Origin of the sequence: Leptolyngbya sp. UWPOB_LEPTO1 (assembly GCF_017302695.1) — a bacterium.
GTDB lineage: Bacteria > Cyanobacteriota > Cyanobacteriia > Leptolyngbyales > Leptolyngbyaceae > Leptolyngbya > Leptolyngbya boryana.
Genome location: NZ_JAFLCJ010000001.1, coordinates 244,294 through 260,949, shown reverse-complemented (window position 1 = coordinate 260,949; position 16,656 = coordinate 244,294). Strand labels below are relative to the sequence as shown.

At 48.3% G+C, this 16,656-nt stretch carries 20 protein-coding genes; 8 read left to right on the top strand and 12 right to left on the bottom strand.

The features are described from left to right. Positions 1-2: 2 nt before the first annotated feature. Positions 3-803, bottom strand: coding sequence for an enoyl-ACP reductase FabI (gene fabI, locus J0L70_RS01170; protein WP_190653534.1), 801 nt, complete (start codon positions 801-803; stop codon positions 3-5). 439 nt (positions 804-1,242) lie between these two features. Here fabI and ntcA point away from each other — a divergent pair, with 439 nt between their 5' ends. From ntcA to J0L70_RS01155, 3 genes are all read left to right on the top strand, one after another. Beyond that, positions 1,243-1,914 carry a global nitrogen regulator NtcA gene (gene ntcA, locus J0L70_RS01165; RefSeq protein WP_017290537.1) on the top strand — a complete coding sequence of 224 codons (672 nt, stop codon included), beginning with the start codon at positions 1,243-1,245 and terminating at the stop codon, positions 1,912-1,914. Positions 1,915-2,033: 119 nt separating this feature from the next. Further along, positions 2,034-3,431, top strand: a complete 1,398-nt coding sequence (locus J0L70_RS01160) for a DUF3084 family protein (RefSeq protein WP_017290538.1) — start codon at positions 2,034-2,036, stop codon at positions 3,429-3,431. Positions 3,432-3,465: 34 nt separating this feature from the next. Beyond that, the gene (locus J0L70_RS01155; protein WP_287452741.1) at positions 3,466-3,897 is read left to right on the top strand and encodes a RuvC family protein; all 432 of its coding nucleotides are present in this window, start codon (positions 3,466-3,468) and stop codon (positions 3,895-3,897) included. Positions 3,898-3,910: 13 nt separating this feature from the next. Here J0L70_RS01155 and J0L70_RS01150 read toward each other — a convergent pair whose 3' ends face one another. From J0L70_RS01150 to J0L70_RS01125, 6 genes are all read right to left on the bottom strand, one after another. Beyond that, complete coding sequence (locus tag J0L70_RS01150; protein ID WP_017290540.1) at positions 3,911-4,171, bottom strand: DUF3146 family protein; 261 nt, start codon at positions 4,169-4,171, stop codon at positions 3,911-3,913. After that, positions 4,168-4,782 carry an aminoacyl-tRNA hydrolase gene (pth, locus tag J0L70_RS01145; protein WP_268180388.1) on the bottom strand — a complete coding sequence of 205 codons (615 nt, stop codon included), beginning with the start codon at positions 4,780-4,782 and terminating at the stop codon, positions 4,168-4,170. Before pth ends, J0L70_RS01150 begins: the two co-directional genes overlap by 4 nt. Next, the gene (locus tag J0L70_RS01140; protein WP_017290542.1) at positions 4,782-5,081 is read right to left on the bottom strand and encodes a TatA/E family twin arginine-targeting protein translocase; all 300 of its coding nucleotides are present in this window, start codon (positions 5,079-5,081) and stop codon (positions 4,782-4,784) included. Before J0L70_RS01140 ends, pth begins: the two co-directional genes overlap by 1 nt. 139 nt (positions 5,082-5,220) lie before the next feature. Continuing rightward, positions 5,221-5,415 carry a photosystem II reaction center phosphoprotein PsbH gene (psbH, locus tag J0L70_RS01135; protein ID WP_017290543.1) on the bottom strand — a complete coding sequence of 65 codons (195 nt, stop codon included), beginning with the start codon at positions 5,413-5,415 and terminating at the stop codon, positions 5,221-5,223. Positions 5,416-5,462: 47 nt separating this feature from the next. Further along, positions 5,463-5,753 carry a hypothetical protein gene (locus J0L70_RS01130; protein ID WP_287452740.1) on the bottom strand — a complete coding sequence of 97 codons (291 nt, stop codon included), beginning with the start codon at positions 5,751-5,753 and terminating at the stop codon, positions 5,463-5,465. A gap of 152 nt (positions 5,754-5,905) precedes the next feature. After that, positions 5,906-6,859, bottom strand: a complete 954-nt coding sequence (locus J0L70_RS01125) for a hypothetical protein (protein ID WP_287452739.1) — start codon at positions 6,857-6,859, stop codon at positions 5,906-5,908. Positions 6,860-7,026: 167 nt separating this feature from the next. Between J0L70_RS01125 and J0L70_RS01120 the strand changes: the two genes are divergently transcribed. Both J0L70_RS01120 and J0L70_RS01115 read left to right on the top strand, forming a co-directional pair. Continuing rightward, a complete protein-coding gene (locus J0L70_RS01120) occupies positions 7,027-7,272 on the top strand; it encodes a UPF0175 family protein (RefSeq protein ID WP_287452738.1) in 246 nt (81 codons plus the stop codon). A gap of 33 nt (positions 7,273-7,305) precedes the next feature. Beyond that, on the top strand, positions 7,306-7,767 hold the full coding sequence (locus J0L70_RS01115) for a PIN domain-containing protein (protein WP_287452736.1): 462 nt from the start codon (positions 7,306-7,308) through the stop codon (positions 7,765-7,767). A 163-nt stretch (positions 7,768-7,930) separates the two neighbouring features. Here the strand turns inward: J0L70_RS01115 and J0L70_RS01110 are convergent, their stop codons facing one another. From J0L70_RS01110 to tyrS, 4 genes are all read right to left on the bottom strand, one after another. Further along, complete coding sequence (locus tag J0L70_RS01110) at positions 7,931-8,623, bottom strand: hypothetical protein (RefSeq protein WP_287452734.1); 693 nt, start codon at positions 8,621-8,623, stop codon at positions 7,931-7,933. Between the two features lie 474 nt (positions 8,624-9,097). Continuing rightward, the gene (locus J0L70_RS01105) at positions 9,098-9,619 is read right to left on the bottom strand and encodes a hypothetical protein (RefSeq protein ID WP_287452733.1); all 522 of its coding nucleotides are present in this window, start codon (positions 9,617-9,619) and stop codon (positions 9,098-9,100) included. A 27-nt stretch (positions 9,620-9,646) separates the two neighbouring features. Beyond that, positions 9,647-10,360 (bottom strand): orotidine-5'-phosphate decarboxylase, encoded by a 714-nt coding sequence (gene pyrF / locus J0L70_RS01100; protein WP_268180375.1) that lies wholly within the window; start codon positions 10,358-10,360, stop codon positions 9,647-9,649. Next, the gene (tyrS, locus tag J0L70_RS01095; RefSeq protein ID WP_287452732.1) at positions 10,357-11,565 is read right to left on the bottom strand and encodes a tyrosine--tRNA ligase; all 1,209 of its coding nucleotides are present in this window, start codon (positions 11,563-11,565) and stop codon (positions 10,357-10,359) included. The genes pyrF and tyrS overlap by 4 nt, the downstream gene beginning before the upstream one ends. Before the next feature lie 239 nt (positions 11,566-11,804). Between tyrS and J0L70_RS01090 the strand changes: the two genes are divergently transcribed. Beyond that, on the top strand, positions 11,805-13,712 hold the full coding sequence (locus J0L70_RS01090; protein ID WP_017290574.1) for a transglycosylase domain-containing protein: 1,908 nt from the start codon (positions 11,805-11,807) through the stop codon (positions 13,710-13,712). A gap of 36 nt (positions 13,713-13,748) precedes the next feature. On the opposite strand, the gene J0L70_RS01085 is transcribed toward J0L70_RS01090, so the two are convergent. Continuing rightward, positions 13,749-14,066: a DUF1825 family protein gene (locus J0L70_RS01085; protein WP_017290575.1), complete on the bottom strand. Its 318-nt coding sequence runs from the start codon at positions 14,064-14,066 to the stop codon at positions 13,749-13,751. 89 nt (positions 14,067-14,155) lie between these two features. On the opposite strand from J0L70_RS01085, the gene J0L70_RS01080 reads away from it, so the two are divergent. After that, on the top strand, positions 14,156-15,649 hold the full coding sequence (locus J0L70_RS01080; RefSeq protein WP_287452731.1) for a phytoene desaturase family protein: 1,494 nt from the start codon (positions 14,156-14,158) through the stop codon (positions 15,647-15,649). Then, entirely contained in the window at positions 15,646-16,545 is a 900-nt protein-coding gene (locus tag J0L70_RS01075; RefSeq protein ID WP_268180368.1) for a DMT family transporter, read from the top strand. The genes J0L70_RS01080 and J0L70_RS01075 overlap by 4 nt, the downstream gene beginning before the upstream one ends. Positions 16,546-16,656: the final 111 nt, after the last annotated feature.

The window sequence follows — 16,656 nt, the reverse complement described above, 5'->3', positions numbered from 1 at the left end:
TGCTATCCAGCAGTGGGCTTCGATCCCGTCATCCCCATAATTTCGTAGCCTGCATCGACGTAGATCACCTGACCCGTGATCCCGCTTGATAGATCACTACAGAGAAATGCTGCGGTATTCCCGACTTCGATCTGCGTCACCGTTCGACGTAACGGCGCAACTTCTTCAACGTGGTGAATCATATCGAGAATGCCACCGACTGCCGAGGAAGCCAATGTCCGAATCGGACCTGCTGAAATCGCATTGACTCGAATATTGTTCTGCCCTAACTCATTTGCGAGGTAGCGCACGTTCATTTCCAATGCTGCCTTGGCAATTCCCATGACGTTATAGTTCGGGATGACTTTCACACCACCGAGGTAAGTCAGCGTCACGATACTACCGCCTTCGCTCATTAGAGGTTTTGCGGCTCCAGCTAGTTGCACCAGCGAGTAAGAACTGATATCCAACGCCAGCGAATAACCCGCGCGCGACGTTTTGGAGAAATCGCCGGATAAATCATCTTTGCTAGCAAATGCGAGACAGTGGATCAGAATATCCAACTTGCCCCATTTGTCTTTCACGGTATTGAATGCGCTCTCAATCTGTGCGTCATCTTGCACGTTCAACGGCAAGAACAAACTGGGATTGAGCGGCTCGGTCAAGTCGGCAACTTTCTTTTCCGCTTTGCCGGTTGCATCCGGTAGATAGGTGATGCCAATATTTGCGCCTGCTTTGTGTAGCTGCTGAGCGATGCCCCATGCGATCGAGCGGTTGTTCGCGATTCCCGTTACAAGTGCGTTCTTTCCAGTCAGGTCTAGCATGGTCTTCTACCGTGTAAAGCATTTATGAGGATAGCAGAAAGGGATCCCTCTCGAACTGCTCCTCGCTGACGCGATCGTCCCAAGCTTGGCGAATCGAGGATCGAATTGCGTCATTTCTCAGTTCGGTTTTTCTGCCAGCGAATCCTCTCTGATTCTGGTTCGGAATCCTTCATGATTCCTTAATGCCTCGTCCTAGAATATTCGTGCTTTCACGGTATGATCTGTGGAAATTATTGGGTCTGCCCAGAAGATTCCAGTAGATCGACTCGAAATTGCGCCTTCTTCTTAGAGAATTTACTGAGTTTTCTGAAGATCAAAGCGAAATTGTAGTTTACGACACTAAAACAGATCATAGACTCAGTTTTAGTGGTCTAAAGTCATCGATTGCTTACATAGACTGTTAGACTTCCCAGCTTCACTCGATACGACAAGGAAAGAAATGGTAGTGACCAAGGATAAACCGCTTGCAGCGATGTTTCGTCAGATTGGAGGGGGAGCATATCCTCCTGTTGTAGAGACGTTTGAACGCGGTAAGACCATCTTCTTTCCGGGCGATCCGGCGGAGCGGGTCTACTTTCTCGTCAAGGGTGCGGTTAAACTCTCACGGGTGTACGAGGCAGGAGAAGAAATTACCGTCGCGCTGCTGCGAGAAAACAGCGTGTTCGGGGTGCTTTCTCTGATCACAGGACAACGTGCCGATCGCTTTTATCACGCAGTTGCCTTCACCCCTGTCGAATTGCTGTCTGTTCCGATCGAACAAGTTGAAAAAGCGCTCAAAGACAATCCCGAACTCTCAATGCTGATGCTGAAAGGCTTGTCGTCGAGAATTTTACAAACTGAAATGATGATCGAAACGCTGGCGCACCGAGATATGGGATCGCGTCTTGTTAGTTTCCTCCTGATTCTGTGTCGTGACTTTGGTGTGCCCTCACAAGAGGGGATCATGATTGATCTCAAACTGTCTCACCAAGCGATCGCTGAAGCAATCGGCTCGACTCGCGTCACAGTCACCCGCTTACTGGGCGATTTGCGTCAGGACAAAATGATCTCAATTCACAAGAAAAAAATAACCGTTCATAATCCGGTAACGCTTAGTCAACAATTTACCTAATTCGATTAGAATTCAGTCCTGAGTGACTCACGCGAATCATAGAGCGAGCAGTCATAATGAAAGGCAAAGTCTGAAAGTGCCCTTAGAGTGCAGTATGTCTAGGGGTTTGTGGGAGCGTCATGTCCGATGTCGGGCTAATTCTAATTTTGGTGGTGTTGGTGTTAGGAGGGGTGATCGCGACAGTCGGCGATCGCTTAGGAACGCGCGTGGGAAAAGCCCGCCTCAGCTTGTTCAATCTCCGTCCCAAACAAACAGCAGTTGTCGTGACGATTTTGACGGGCACGCTGATTTCTGCCTCTACGTTAGGCGTTTTACTGCTTGCCAGTCGCACCTTTCGAGAGATGGTGTTGAACTTCGGGCGAATTCAAGCCGACTTGCGGGCGACAAATCGCGACCTCGATAAAGTCACGGCTGATCTCAAAACCACAGATCAGCGAAAAGCTGAGGTTGAGAAAGATCTAGAGCAAGCGCGATCGGAACGTGCCCAAATTGAGGAATATCTCAAGCGCCTCAATGCCAATCTTCAAGTTTCAGTCGCTCGACAACGAGAAACCGATGCCCAACTTCGCAGGACAGAAGCGCAGCGAGATCTCACCCGCAATCAGCTAGAAACAGTTTCTCAGCAAGCACTCTCGCTCCGCAACGAAATCAATCAACTGGAATCTGAGCAGCAGGCGTTAATTGAACAACGGGATCAGGTGAAAGCCCAAATTGCGGAACGAGATGCGCAAATTGCGGAACGAACTGCCCTGATTGAAAAGCGCGATCGCGAAATTAATGAGCGCGATCAAGTCATTGCTCAACGCGAAGCAGAATTGAAAACCCTGGAACAGCAGAGAGCTTTTCTCGTGGCAGCCGTTCAGCAAATTCAGCAAGATGTGGAACAGATTCGCCGAGGTGATCTGGCAATTTTTCGGACACAAGTGCTGTCTTCAGGTGTTGTGCGCGTCGTCGAACAAGGTGGAGCCAAAGCAGCGGTCGATCAATTACTGCAATTGGCAAATCAAACCGCGATCGAGTCGCTTCGCCTGGGGCAGAACAATCAGCAAATTGTGCAAATCCCGATTGCGGAAGTGCAAAACCTCATTCAGCAAATTCAAGATGGTAAAGATTATCTGGTGCGGGTGCAAGCCGGGGCAAATTATGTTCTCGGTGACGACCGAGGCGTTGTCGTGAATATGAGTGCGGTGCCGAATCAGGTTGTCTTTTTAGCAGGAGATACGATCGCGACTCAAACGCTGGAACCGTCTAAACTGTCCCCCCAGGATTTTCAGAAAACCTTACAAGATTTGATTGCGGCTTCTAATGCCCGTGCCCGTGTCGCAGGGGTGATGAATGACAGACTAGAGGTTGAGAAACTGTTGAGTCTGGGATCTTTTATCGATCAGCTTCGCCGCTATCCGAATTCGATTGAATTGCGGGCAGTTGCATCGGATGTGACTTACACAGCGGGACCGCTCAAAATAGAATTAGTAGCGGTGCAGGATGGGCAGGTTGTGCTGCGGGCATCGAATTAGCAATCTGTAGACAGAACAACGGCAAGAGGTGAGTATGGCGGAACAGCCCGTTATTCTGGGATTTGATCCAGGGCGACAAAAATGCGGAGTCGCAGTGATGGGAGTCGATCGCCGAATTTATTATCATCAAGTGATCTCGTCTGAAGAGACGATTTCGACGATCTCATCTCTGAGGAGTCAGTTTCCGATTTCGCTGTTGGTCATGGGTGATCAGACTTCTTCTAAAACCTGGCGGCAGAAGTTAGAGACTGATCTCAGTGAGCCGATGCGAATTATCACCGTCGATGAGCGCAATAGTTCGCTAGAGGCGCGAGATCGCTATTGGCAAATGTATCCACCGAAAGGGCTAGCGCGGCTGATTCCTGAAGGGATGAGAACGCCGCCGCGACCGATTGATGACATTGTGGCAATTCTGTTGATTGAGCGGTATTTAGGGCGGTTGGTGAGTGGAGGAGTAGGGGAGTAGGGAGTGGGGGAGTTCACAACTCCGCCCGAATCGTAAACGAATAATCCCCACCCGGTTCAAGCTGATAATCTTTCGCTTCCAAAAATCTCCCTAGCGGTTCCTTAATCAAGGCTCGTCCGAGCGAAGGCTGAATGTTCAGCAATCCGCGTCGAAAATGCCAGTGAAACTGCCACTCATATTCGTTTGCTCTGACCTCGCCTTCGATACTGCCCTGTTGCCAGGACTGGCGCAAAATGCGGACATGGGCAGTGGTTTCAGGGAGACGTTTGCTCATGATGCAGACTTCGACTCTACAGATTGATTGTTGTAAAGGCTCATGGCTTTTTCAACCCCTTGCTTGAGACTGAGTTCGACGGCGCTGACTGTGAGGTTTAAAACCTCATCGATCGCACCTTTCTCATTCGGGGCAAAGGTTCCTAAGACATGAGATACCGCATCTTTCTCGTTCGATTTGGCGCTACCGATACCAATTCTTAGGCGAGGAAATTTCTGAGTTCCCAGATGAGCGATCGCGGATTTCATTCCATTTTGCCCACCGGCTGACCCGGATAACCGCAATCGTAATCTTCCGACTGGCAAATCCATGTCATCGTAAATGACCATCACCGCTTCGGGTGGAATTTTGTACCAATCGACGACCGCTCGAATCGCTTGACCGGAATTATTCATATAAGTCGTCGGTTTCAGCAAGCGAATCTTGCCGACCGGACTCATTCCTTCTCCAAACCAGCCTTGGAATTTTTTATGTTCGGACAGTCCAATCTGCCAGAGTTTTGCTAAGCGATCGATCGCCAGGAACCCGACATTATGACGAGTATTTTCGTATTTGCTGCCAGGGTTTCCTAGCCCAACGATCAATTGCGGGGACGTTGCTTCGGAGGACATTAGGACTCTTTCTCGATCGGGGTGACAGCGACAGTCTCCTCAACCGTTTGAGGGTCTTCTGCCGGGGCGATTTTTGGTTTTTCTTCTAAAGTTGCTTCCATGGTCTGTGGAGCCGAGGCAGTCAGATTTTCTGCTTCGCGTTTGAATTCATTCTCAAATTCTTTAGAAGCGTCCTGGAAACTCCGGATCGCTTTACCCATACTGCGTCCAATTTCTGGCAGTTTTTTGGGACCAAAGACTAAGAGTGCCACGACGAGGATCAGTACCATTTCGGGTAAGCCGATGCCGAAGAAGTTCATATCGATCTCCTGATGTCAGTCAAGTAAAGGTGGAGTAGGGAGTGGGGATTCGATCTATTGTAGGGGTTCCCCTCAATCCCGCTCCTAAAAAAAAACCCGGAAAACTCCGGGAATGATTTTGCTAATTGCGTTTTTGGGTTTAGTTGCCCCAATCAACGTTAAAGCCATCGAGAAGCAATTCTTGGTTATAGATTTGCAGAATGATCAGCAGAAATACCAAGAAGAGTGCCATAAAGACTCCCATCAAAGGGGTGGTTCCCCATCCAGGTACAACTTTACCGTATTCAGAATTTAAAGGTTTTAGAATGTCTCCCAACCGAGTCCGCTGTGCCATGGCTCACCTTTATCGCTAAGTCTTGGAAAATGTTTAAACTCAATATATCAGCTTTGGGCGACGGCTTTCACAAGGGCTTCAAACAGAAGAATTGCAACTTTGCGTCGGGTGTAGGCGCGAGCCAATTTAATCTTGATGCCGCGCGGTCGTTCGTCGCTGCTGAGACTATAGCGATCGAGTGCGGTCTGATAGAGCTGGCGAATTTCGAGAATTCGGGGGTTTTGAGTTTTGCGGCGAACTTCGATTTGAGTAAACATCCACTGCCACAAGGCTTTACGGCAGAGCGATGAGCCGCCCGTGCGACGTTTTTTCAAGCTTGTGCCCGACTCTTCTCGCACTGGGGCAAACCGATCGCTTTTTGAAATCGCCTCAACGATAAATGTCGCGTGGTCGATTTGTCTGAATTTCTACCCTTACGAACCCGAACTTCAGGCTTGCTGAAATTTAGACTCAATCGTGCAAAATTTGGGCTGCTACTGTCTGAAATCGTCTAGAGAGCCAGAAAACGGCAAATCATTGCCGCACTTCTTTCGTGACCGTTCCCTTCGGTATCAAACCGATCATAAGGATGGACTACGATCGTTTTGCCATCCTTCAGCGCGATCGCAATCCGTCCCATCGGACCAAATTTTCCACCCCGTTTTTTCTGCACCGTCACCTCTGCAATTTGGTCTAGCGGATACTCAGTCGTCCGGGTTCTAATCCAATTCCGTCGTTTCAACGTTAATCGCTGAGTGTATCGGCTGATTTCCAGCGTCACTCGTTCTGCCCAAATCCCAAAGACTGCTGCCCCTGCCAAACAAAGCGTGAAACAAAAAAACGCGTACGATCGCAGATCTCTTTGGAATTTTATGCGCGATCGCTGAGCCTTCAGAAACTGCTGGATCTCCTCTTGCTGTGAGCGTTTGGGATAAACTTCTGCCTGTTCAATGATTCCCGTTGTCGTGACCAGTTGAATCTGATAACGCAGTGAACCCCTTCTTTCAGAACCGACCGTTTTTAGAGTCACATCTTTGATCTCTTCCAGTTGCCAACTCCGTTGACGTTTACTAATCCAATTGTGCTGAGTGATCGTACAGTGTCCCTGAGTCGGAAGTGCTAGGTTGCGATTGCACTCAAACGTTTCCCAGGTTAATGCGAGAAGTGCAAACAGAACCACGATCGCACAGATGTTAAACACACTCACAAATGTCCACTTAAACCAGGGACAGAATTGCAGCGCTAGTTTATTTTCGCTTTTATAAATGACTTTCATGGGGGCAATGAAAAGCTTGCACAAGAGAAATCGCAAAGCTTCAAAGCTTAAAGTACCCAGGATTGCCTTTTCGGTGAAATGCCTAAATCTCACGGGATACTCGCAACTGTCGCTTAATCCCCAAGCTGCGATCGTAGCGCTTGGATTGACGCTCACCCGCGAGCCATCCTCAGAATAAGGGCGAAGCATCACAGTTGATATTCATCTTTTCCGGGAACGCCTGCGCTATTGAGCAGCAGTCCAATGTAGAGCGTTTTAGGATGAAACCAACGCAGTGTTAGCTGGATCGGGCGGAACACAGACATTTGCTGCCTTAGAAGCATAAAATAGTAGGAGTAGCAGGAAGGAGTATAGCCATGAGCATTATTATCCCTGACGAAATTTTAGCCGCAACTCGCATGACTGAGACTGAAATGCGTCAGGAAATCGCTATTATGCTCTTTCAGCGGGAAAAGCTTACTCTTGCTCAAGCCAGTCGTTTTGCGGGAATGCACCGTGTAGCCTTTCAACACCTACTCGCTAGCCGTCATATCCCAGTACATTACGGAGTAGAAGATTTTGAGCAGGATATTCAGAACCTGCGGGAGATGGGCAGATTGTGATTATCGTCAGTGACACATCACCCATCAACAATCTTGCTGCCATCAATCACCTTCATCTTCATTAATCAACTGTATGGAACGGTTTTTATTCCCGAAGCCGTTTATCGAGAATTAACTGACCCCAATTTTCCTGTTGCAGGTGCGACTGAAGTACAAACCTTTGACTGGATCCAAACTCGTGCTGTTAGCGATCGCATCCTTGTCGAAGCACTGAGCAACGAACTTGATATTGGAGAAGCCGAGGCGATCGCTCTAGCAGTTGAGATTCAAGCCGATCAAGTTTTAATTGATGAACGCCGAGGTCGGTTAGTTGCAAACAGGCTGAATCTTCGCTATACAGGCATCTTGGGAATCTTAGTCGAAGCGAAAAGTAAAGGCTTGATCACTGAAGTGAGACCGCTATTGGATGCGTTGATGAATGAAGCTGGATTTTGGGTTGCAGAACCTTTGTATAACAGCGTTTTACGACTTGTTAACGAGATTGATTTAGCTTGAGCTTTCGAAGAACAGGAAAGTTTTGTGCATGTCCCACAGACGGGATAGAGCTAGCTAACGTTCGCAATCACCGGACTTCAAAAACCTTTGCTACCGACCGATGTATTTCAAAGTTCCGGTGCATTGCGGTTGTTAGGCGCGATCATAAGAGCATCACAGTTTGTCAATCCCATTTGACTTCACATGCGAGATAGTCACTGAGAAGAATTCGGACGAAATCGCCATCAGCCTGACTCACTAGATACTGATACCTCCCTGGTTGAATAACTTGCCAATTATCTGAGCGAGGCCAAGTCATCTTTTTGACCTCTTTAATGTAGGCTCGACTTCCAATCTCAGGCCAGAACGGAGTATCCACAGGACTGAGGAAATCAGCAACCACTTCCTCATCCAACGAAACTAGCGGAGCAAAACTGATGCTCAAGGGTTCATCAGTTCTTGGCAAACTAAGTTCGTAGGCGATATGACCGCGTGCCAACTTAAGTATCACTGTCCTCACTCGATCAATCTCAGGACTCCACAGTTTCTCATCTTTATTTGATGCTATTTCCGAGTCAGCTATTCTCTTTGCTAGTCCAGCATTCTCGTTAAGAATACGTGAAATTTTTTGTCGTTTGAGATTACTGGGAATCGTTGATCCAGCGAGGACACATTCAATAAAACAGGCGAGGTATGCCTCATCCATTGAAAAGCTGGCATTGCAGGCAGCGCAGCATCCCACGACTGGCAGATTAGAGGGAAATGGATCATCTAACAACACACGAGATGGAACATGATCACGTGTTTGAGGTATGCCACCACAATAAACGCAAAATCCTGTAAGACGTTCATCGCTGAATAACTGTCGTGGATCCATTAAAACTGAAAGAATTTGAGCTTTCCAACTTAAAGGGTAACGCGCCTAACAATTGTTTAGACTGACTCTTTCCACCTAATCATCCAGATTCGGACGTTAGACCGAATCTGGTCGGCAGAACCTCCCGCCAGGACGAGTTAGGCTGATGAAAGTCGGCATAACATCCCAAATTAGAGGATTAGACCGGCTTTTTCTGCCTAATACCGGGATTTGGAATGTTAGATCGACTATGTTCCGCATATTACCTATCGACAGGGGAATTAGATCGAAAACTTCCGTATTTCTTCCCAAAGAAAGCTTGTACTATTCTGCCTAAGATCCTGTTCAATCACATTCACCCGATGACTGTTGAACGAGATGACATAAAGATAAAGAAATGTAATCAATCATCTTGCTTATTTGTTGATTGACAGAAAAATGGCGACTCACACTATCATTTTCTTATAACGCTGTTAATCGATCGATTCAAGAATCCTAATTTCTCTTGCGAATCCCGCGACGATCGCAATCTTGTAACCAGAGTTGGATTGCTTTCCCGATCGAGCTTTCTCGACTCTCGCGGGGCGGAGTGATCGGCTGTCCTGGTGTCGTCGTGCCAATGCGGGTAAACATGAGCGGAAGTTGCCATCCTCGCTGGCTGCGAGTGAGAAAGAGCCAGTGAAATTCTTGCAGTTCGACTGGCTTGCTCCCCACATATTCTCGTCCTAACGTCGTGATAAAGACTTGTTTGAGAGTCGGATCGGGGGGGCGATCGGAATTGAGCGGCAGCGGTTCAAATTCGGGTCGTCCTGCTAGGATGACGGAGCTTTTCTGACTTCGAGTTAAGCGTTCTCGCACTGTAATGCGATTGGCATATCCTGGCAATTCAGGCAGCATTGCCCTGACGAGCGGTTCGATCTCAGTGGGGCAAGCGACACGAGTTGCAGCTTGGACAGGAAATTGAGAAACCGCGATCGCCCAAACACTCATGAGCGCCCAATAAGGTAAAGATTTCATCTTGAGACATCCAAGTGAATCAAACGATTAAGAGACAGAAGCCGCTTCGATCTCCTCACAAATTCGCTCAAACGCTGCCCCCGGATCATCTGCTGCCGTAATCGGTCTACCAATGACTAAATATGTCGCTCCTGCCTTCATTGCCTGCCCCGGAGTCATGACCCGTTGCTGATCGCCAACAGCCGCCCATGCAGGACGCACCCCCGGACAAACCAAGACAAAATCCTTGCCACACACCTCGCGCAACTGTGTCACCTCATGAGGTGAACACACTGCTCCCCCTAATCCGCTCTCTTTTGCCAACATTGCCATTTCCAGCGCATACTCTGGCAATTCCAGCGGAATTTTTAACTCAAATGCCAGCGATCGCGCTGATAGACTCGTCAAAACGGTGATCGCAATCAACTTCGGATCTGACCCCGGCGCTTTATTTGCCTCGATCGCACTTTGTGCGGCTTGCAAGGCTGCCTTTCCTGCTGTCGCGTGAACCGTAATCAAATCCACGCCATACCGAGCCGCCGCCGCGCAAGCTCCTGCTACCGTATTGGGAATATCGTGAAACTTCAGGTCGAGAAAAATCCGCTTCTCCCGCTCTTGCAAGACTTTGAGAATGTTGGAACCCGAACTGACGAACAATTCTAGCCCCACTTTCCAAAACGTAACTTGAGGAAGGCGATCGACGAGCGCGATCGCTTGTTCCTCAGACGGGACATCTAACGGCACGATAATTCGATCGTTCATGGTACAAACCGCACAAATTTATTCTTTCCAAGCTGAAGCACTTTTCCGGTCAAAGTGTCTGGCGTTTCAAACAGCAGATCCGGACTGCTCATTTTCTCGCCGTCTAACTTGACGGCTCCGCCTTGAATTTGTCTCCGCGCTTCGGAACTGCTCTTACACAGTCCGGCGGCACTCACGAGATAAAACAATTTCGATGGAAATTGCAGCCCAGACAGCGAGAACTCTGGGACAGCATCGCTTTGGCTTCCACCACCTTGAATCAAACTTAAAGCAGCAGTTTGAGCTTCTAAAGCCTTGTCTTTCCCGTGATACTGGGTAACGATATCGAGGGCAAGAAGTTTTTGACGCTCTCTTGGATTCTCAGGCAGTTGGTCGAGGGGTAAGTCAGTCAAAAGCTCGAAATATTGAGCGATCGCCGAATCCGGCACTTTTTCCAATTTCGAGTACATGCTGAGCGGATCTTCTGACAGTCCCACATAATTGCCCAACGATTTCGACATCTTCTGAACGCCGTCTAATCCTGGCAAAATCGGCATTAATAATCCAAATTGCGGAGTCTGTCCAAAATGCCGCTGTAAATCACGTCCAACCGCCAAATTAAACTTCTGATCGGTTCCTCCTAATTCGACATCGGCTTCTAATGCAACCGAATCGTAGCCTTGCATCAACGGGTACAAAAATTCATGCAAATAAATCGCGGTTCCTTGCTTATACCGCTCGGCAAAGCCTTCTTTTGCCAGCATTTGCCCGACCGTCATCGTCGCTAACAGTTCTAGAATCTTAGCCAAATCCAACTTAGACAGCCATTCAGAGTTATAACGAATCTCTAAACGTCCCGGCGTATCAAAATCCAGAATCGGGCGCAACTGCTGCAAATACGTCTTTGCATTCGCGGCGACATCTTCTTCGGTCAACTGCTTCCGCACCTCGGATTTCCCTGTCGGATCGCCAATTCTTGCCGTAAAGTCCCCGATTAACAACACCGCAGTATGTCCGGCATCCTGAAACTGACGCAACTTGCGGTAGATAGTACTATGCCCCAAATGGATATCCGTTCCAGTGGGGTCAATTCCGAACTTAATCCGCAACGGACGCTCACTTTTCTCCAAGCGAACCCGTAAATTTTCAGTCGGAAGATGAGAATCCGGCTGGTCTGGGAAAATCTCTGTCGTTCCCCGAAACAGCCAGTCAAGCGAGTTAGACATACTTTATACTTTTGAGAAAATCAACGACTGCATCTGTTCCGTAATCTACAATACTGACTCTGTGCCATTTTCAATCACTTGTTCGACCAATTACTATAGTTTTCATTTGGCTGAGCTTTCTTGAAACTTTGATCCATTTCAGCAAGTCTCAATTATCCTACTAGAGTTACGGAATCCTTACCCGGAAACGCTTGACTCATCCAAGCATCGAACCCCACTTTTACGAAAGAGAGTTTGCCGTGTCGTCTAACACCTTAAGACAAAAGCAGCGCCAACCTGAAACCACCCGAGAATTTGTTCAATCTATCGGCAAAGTGACAGGAGGAACGCTACTTGCGATTACGATGCTGTCAAGTTCGGTGATTGCAGGTGGACTGGTCGGACTTGCGATCAGTTTTCGCAACTTGCCTGACGTGCGATCGCTGCGAGGCTACAAACCAAGCGAAACCACTCATATTTACGATATCAAGGGCAAAATGCTTGCCAGTATTCACGGTGAGGCAAATCGAGAAGTGGTTCCCCTCAATGGAATTTCTCCTCATCTCAAACGGGCTGTGATTGCCATTGAAGATAGTTATTTCTATTCACACCGTGGGGTGAATGGCGGCGCGATCGCCCGAGCCACGATGGCGAATTTCACGACAGGACGCACGGTTGAAGGCGGCTCGACGCTGACCATGCAGCTTGTGAAAAACCTATTTCTGTCCCCGAAACGTGCGATTAGCCGCAAAGTGGCAGAAGCCGTTCTATCTTTGCGAGTTGAGCAGATTTTCAAGAAAGACCAAATCTTGGAAATGTATCTGAACCAGATTTATTGGGGACATAACAACTACGGCGCTCAAACGGCTGCAAGAAGTTATTTCGGCAAAGATGTATCGAAGCTGAATCTGGCTGAATCTGCGATGATGGCAGGCTTGATTCAATCGCCGGAAGATCTCAGCCCCTTTGTCGATCTGAAAGCGGCAAAAGCCCGTCAAGGCGATGTGCTCAATCGGATGCGAGAACTGGGCTGGATTACGGCTGAAGAGGAAACTGCCGCTCGCAAACAGCCGATTAAACTTGGCAAGATCACCTCGTTCCAGACCAGTCAGATGCCCTATGTTACGAATGAGGTCACGAAAGAACTCACACGTAGATTCGGGCGCGATGCAGTGCTCAAAGGTGGGATGCGCATTCAAACCACGATCGACTCTAAGATGCAGCGGGCTGCTGAAGATACTGCCCGTCGATGGATTAGTACCTTGAATAACCAAGGGGTGTATGCCGACCAGATGGCGATCGTTTCAGTCGATCCCCGGACGCAGTTTATCAAAGCGATGGTGGGTGGAGTCGATGCGAAGAAGAGCGAATATAACCGTGCAACTCAAGCCCTTCGCCAACCTGGATCAGCCTTTAAACCGTTTGTGTACTACGCGGCTTTTGCCTCCGGCAGATATTCTCCCGATGCAACGATCCTAGATGCGCCAGTAGGATATCCAGATGGATATGAAATGTATTATCCGCAAAACTACGATCGTAGTTTTGGTGGAGCGATGACGCTACGCCGCGCGCTAGAGCAGTCGCGAAATGTCCCTGCGGTCAAGCTGGGTCAAGAAATCGGCTTAAATAAAGTCGTTGAAATCTGCCGAAGTATTGGTATCAAAAGCCCCATTGATCCTGTGATCTCTTTGCCATTAGGAGCCGTTGACCTGACGCCGCTAGAAATGGCGAGTGCGTATGCAACCTTCGCAAACAATGGCTGGTATTCAGATACGACCTTGATCGCCCAAGTTGCAGATAGCAGTGGCAATGTGATTTTAGACAACACGCCGAAACCAAGACTAGTGCTTGATTCCTGGGCATCTGCTGCTCTGAATGACACTCTACAAGGTGTAATCACGCGCGGAACGGCAACGGCAGCTCAAATTGGTCGTCCTGCTGCCGGAAAGACGGGAACAACTTCTTCAGAGCGCGATATTTGGTTTGTGGGATATGTGCCTCAGCTTGCAACAGCAGTTTGGGTCGGAAACGATAACTACTCGCAGCTAGGACAGGGTGCAACGGGAGGAACGTTTGTCGCTCCAATTTGGCGAGATTTTATGTCTCAAGCGTTGCAGGATGTGCCTGTTGAGAAGTTCCGCCCCATGTCGGACTTTGAAAAACCGTAACAAATTCTTGGGGTTGGGCAGTTTGCCCGACCCGCTTTATTTGTCAATTTGGGATTTCATCCGATTCAAGGTTTGCTGCATTTGATCGAACATTTGCTGTGGAGTCATGCCAAACTGACCCAACTGAGTTTTCAATTGCTCAACTGTCATCTGAGCAGAGAAATCTTCGGATAGCTCAAAGCGTTTCATAAATACTTTGTAGCGATCCATAATGGCTTCCATCTGTTCGATGTACATGATTTTGCCTTCACGATCGAACTTGCCATAGCTGCTGCCTAGTTGGATTAGAGATTGATAATCCTGAAAAAGATTCTTAGCTTCTTCTTGAACGATCTCGGAATCAAAAAATGACATTGTCTTAAAATCACGAGAATACTTGAGTTCATTTTATTCACAAGGGCTGACACTCGTTAAGTAGTGGAAACACTACTTGGAACATTCATATGCACGATACAGAGATTGTTGTAATCGGGAGTGGAATTGGTGGACTGGTCGCAGGGGCATTATTGGCTCGATATGGAAAGTCGGTGGTGGTCTGTGAAAGCCATACTATTCCAGGCGGCGCAATTCACAGCTTTTCGCGGCAAGGATTTCATTTTGATTCTGGGGCATCGTTTTACTGCGGGTTGAGCGATGCCCATTCAGTCAATCCGCTGCGCCAAGTTTTAGCGGTGTTAGAAGAACCCGTCGCAGCGATTCCTTATGATCCGTTTGGTCATTATCATTTTCCAGACGCGACTCTTCCGGTGTATGGAAATTTAGAAAAATATCGATCGGCGATCGCGAACATTTCTCCTCAAGGTGCGATCGAGCTTGTCGAACTTGAAGAACGGTTTCTCAAACTCTACGAAGGCTTACGCGGAATTCCGACGCTCGCTCTACGCAGCGATTGGAAATTAGCCCCGCTTTTGTTGAGTCGTTATCTTCCTTCGTTGCTGAAATTGCTCCCGAATTTGGGGATGATTCAAGCTTCTGTTGGCGATTTGATGGATCAAACGGTTCGTGATCCTTGGGTGCGAAGACTCATCGATTTGGAATGTTTCCTATTGTCTGGATTAAAGGCTCACGGCACGATCGCGCCTGAAGTTGCCTTTATGTTTGGAGAGCGGACAAATTCTGTGATTGATTATCCGATCGGGGGAAGTGGCGCGATCGTCGATGCGCTGGTGCGAGGGCTGAAAAAATGGGGCGGATCGCTGCGATTGGGTACGCATGTCGAGAAAATTCTCGTTGAATCCGGCAAAGTTCGAGGCGTGCGGCTGCGAAATGGCGAAGAATTAAAATCAGCGATCGTCATCTCTAACGCCACAATTTGGGATACCTATTCGCAACTTTTAGATCCCCTGCCGAATACTCAAGACGCACTCAAAACGCCAGCGATCGAGAGTTTTATGCACTTGCATCTTGGCATTCGCGCAGAGGGTTTAGAAGGTTTAACAGGTCATCATGTGGTCGTGCATGACGATCGAGACATCACTACCCCTGGAAATACCTGCATGATTTCGATTCCCTCGGTTTGGGATGCGACGCTTGCTCCAGATGGGCATCACGTTGTTCATGCTTACACGTTAGAACCTTTTGAAGGTTGGGCGCGAAATGCCGAGTATGAGCAGAAAAAACATCAGCGATCGCAGTCGCTATTTCGTGCCGTTGAGAAAGTCATTCCAGATTTGAAATCCCGCATCGTCTTGGAACTGATTGGAACTCCGCTGACTCATGCGCGATATTTGCGACGATATCAAGGCACATACGGAGCCGGAATTCCTGCTGGACAAGGATTATTTCCGAGTTGTTATACGCCAATTGAGAATCTCTACCGAGTTGGAGATAGCACCATGCCCGGAATTGGTGTGCCTGCTGTTGCGGCTTCGGGAATTCTCTGCGCGAATACACTCGTCGATCCGGCTCAAACACTTGAATTGGTTGATTTACTTTGACTTTCTTTCTTCAATTTCGAGGTGAAATCGCTGCGCTAATGGCTGCCCTGATCTGGGCAACTGCCTCGATCGTCTATACGGGCGTTGGACGGCAAATCAAGCCGCTGGCTTTGAATTTCACCAAGGGCTGGATTGCGATCGTTTTGCTCGTCCTGACCTTACTCCTCACTCAGTGGAATATTCCCTCGATCGATCCGGCTCATTTTCTCCTGCTCTTTCTCAGCGGCACGATCGGCATTGGCTTCGGTGATACTGCTTATTTCAACGCGCTCAATTGCATCGGCGCAAGAAGAACCCTTTTATTTGAAACTCTTGCGCCTCCTATGTCTGCTGTGTTTGCCTTGCTCTTTCTCAAAGAGCAGATTTCAACCACGGCTTGGCTTGGGATTGGGTTGACGATTGTCGGAGTCGTTTGGGTGATCTTAGAACGCGCTTCTGATGTTCACGAAAATTTCCGTCCGCTTCGGGGCAGTTTATTCGGACTGCTCGCCGCTCTTGGGCAAGCAACAGGTGCCGTTATGTCAAGAGCCGCACTGGTCAGTTCTGAAATTGACTCACTCTGGAGTACATTAATTCGGCTTTTAGGCGGTACGATCGCACTGCTCATCTGGATCTTGCTGCAACGCCAATCGGTTGAACTGGTTAAACCCGTACAAAATCGTCGATTGTTTGTCGTGATTGCAACAACGGGATTCGTGAGTACTTATTTAGGAATTTTACTTCAGCAAACGTCTCTGAAATTCGCTGCAACCGGAATCGCACAAGCCTTGAGTAGTACCAGTCCCTTATTTGTCATACCCTTAACTCGGATTTTGGGCGATCGCGTTAGCATACGATCTGTCATGGGTGTCCTGATTGCGCTGTTGGGAGTGGGTTTATTGTTTCAGCGTCAATGATTTTAATCACTGGTAGGTAACAGGTGATGCTGGGTAACATTTACAACGTGATACGATGCCGTGTAACAATGTCTTTCATAAATCTATAGAACAACATTCAGTGATTTTGCT

Excerpts from the sequence above, each read along its gene's own strand:
- J0L70_RS01160 (WP_017290538.1), top strand. The coding sequence starts at position 2,034 with ATGTCCGATGTCGGGCTAATTCTAATTTTGGTGGTGTTGGTGTTAGGA.
- J0L70_RS01125 (WP_287452739.1), bottom strand. The coding sequence starts at position 6,859 with ATGCTTCGCCCTTATTCTGAGGATGGCTCGCGGGTGAGCGTCAATCCA.
- J0L70_RS01105 (WP_287452733.1), bottom strand. The coding sequence starts at position 9,619 with ATGAAATCTTTACCTTATTGGGCGCTCATGAGTGTTTGGGCGATCGCG.
- J0L70_RS01085 (WP_017290575.1), bottom strand. The coding sequence starts at position 14,066 with ATGTCATTTTTTGATTCCGAGATCGTTCAAGAAGAAGCTAAGAATCTT.
- J0L70_RS01155 (WP_287452741.1), top strand. The coding sequence starts at position 3,466 with ATGGCGGAACAGCCCGTTATTCTGGGATTTGATCCAGGGCGACAAAAA.
- J0L70_RS01140 (WP_017290542.1), bottom strand. The coding sequence starts at position 5,081 with ATGAACTTCTTCGGCATCGGCTTACCCGAAATGGTACTGATCCTCGTC.
- J0L70_RS01110 (WP_287452734.1), bottom strand. The coding sequence starts at position 8,623 with ATGGATCCACGACAGTTATTCAGCGATGAACGTCTTACAGGATTTTGC.
- J0L70_RS01150 (WP_017290540.1), bottom strand. The coding sequence starts at position 4,171 with ATGAGCAAACGTCTCCCTGAAACCACTGCCCATGTCCGCATTTTGCGC.
- J0L70_RS01080 (WP_287452731.1), top strand. The coding sequence starts at position 14,156 with ATGCACGATACAGAGATTGTTGTAATCGGGAGTGGAATTGGTGGACTG.
- ntcA (WP_017290537.1), top strand. The coding sequence starts at position 1,243 with ATGGTAGTGACCAAGGATAAACCGCTTGCAGCGATGTTTCGTCAGATT.
- J0L70_RS01120 (WP_287452738.1), top strand. The coding sequence starts at position 7,027 with ATGAGCATTATTATCCCTGACGAAATTTTAGCCGCAACTCGCATGACT.
- fabI (WP_190653534.1), bottom strand. The coding sequence starts at position 803 with ATGCTAGACCTGACTGGAAAGAACGCACTTGTAACGGGAATCGCGAAC.
- pth (WP_268180388.1), bottom strand. The coding sequence starts at position 4,782 with ATGTCCTCCGAAGCAACGTCCCCGCAATTGATCGTTGGGCTAGGAAAC.
- psbH (WP_017290543.1), bottom strand. The coding sequence starts at position 5,415 with ATGGCACAGCGGACTCGGTTGGGAGACATTCTAAAACCTTTAAATTCT.
- tyrS (WP_287452732.1), bottom strand. The coding sequence starts at position 11,565 with ATGTCTAACTCGCTTGACTGGCTGTTTCGGGGAACGACAGAGATTTTC.
- pyrF (WP_268180375.1), bottom strand. The coding sequence starts at position 10,360 with ATGAACGATCGAATTATCGTGCCGTTAGATGTCCCGTCTGAGGAACAA.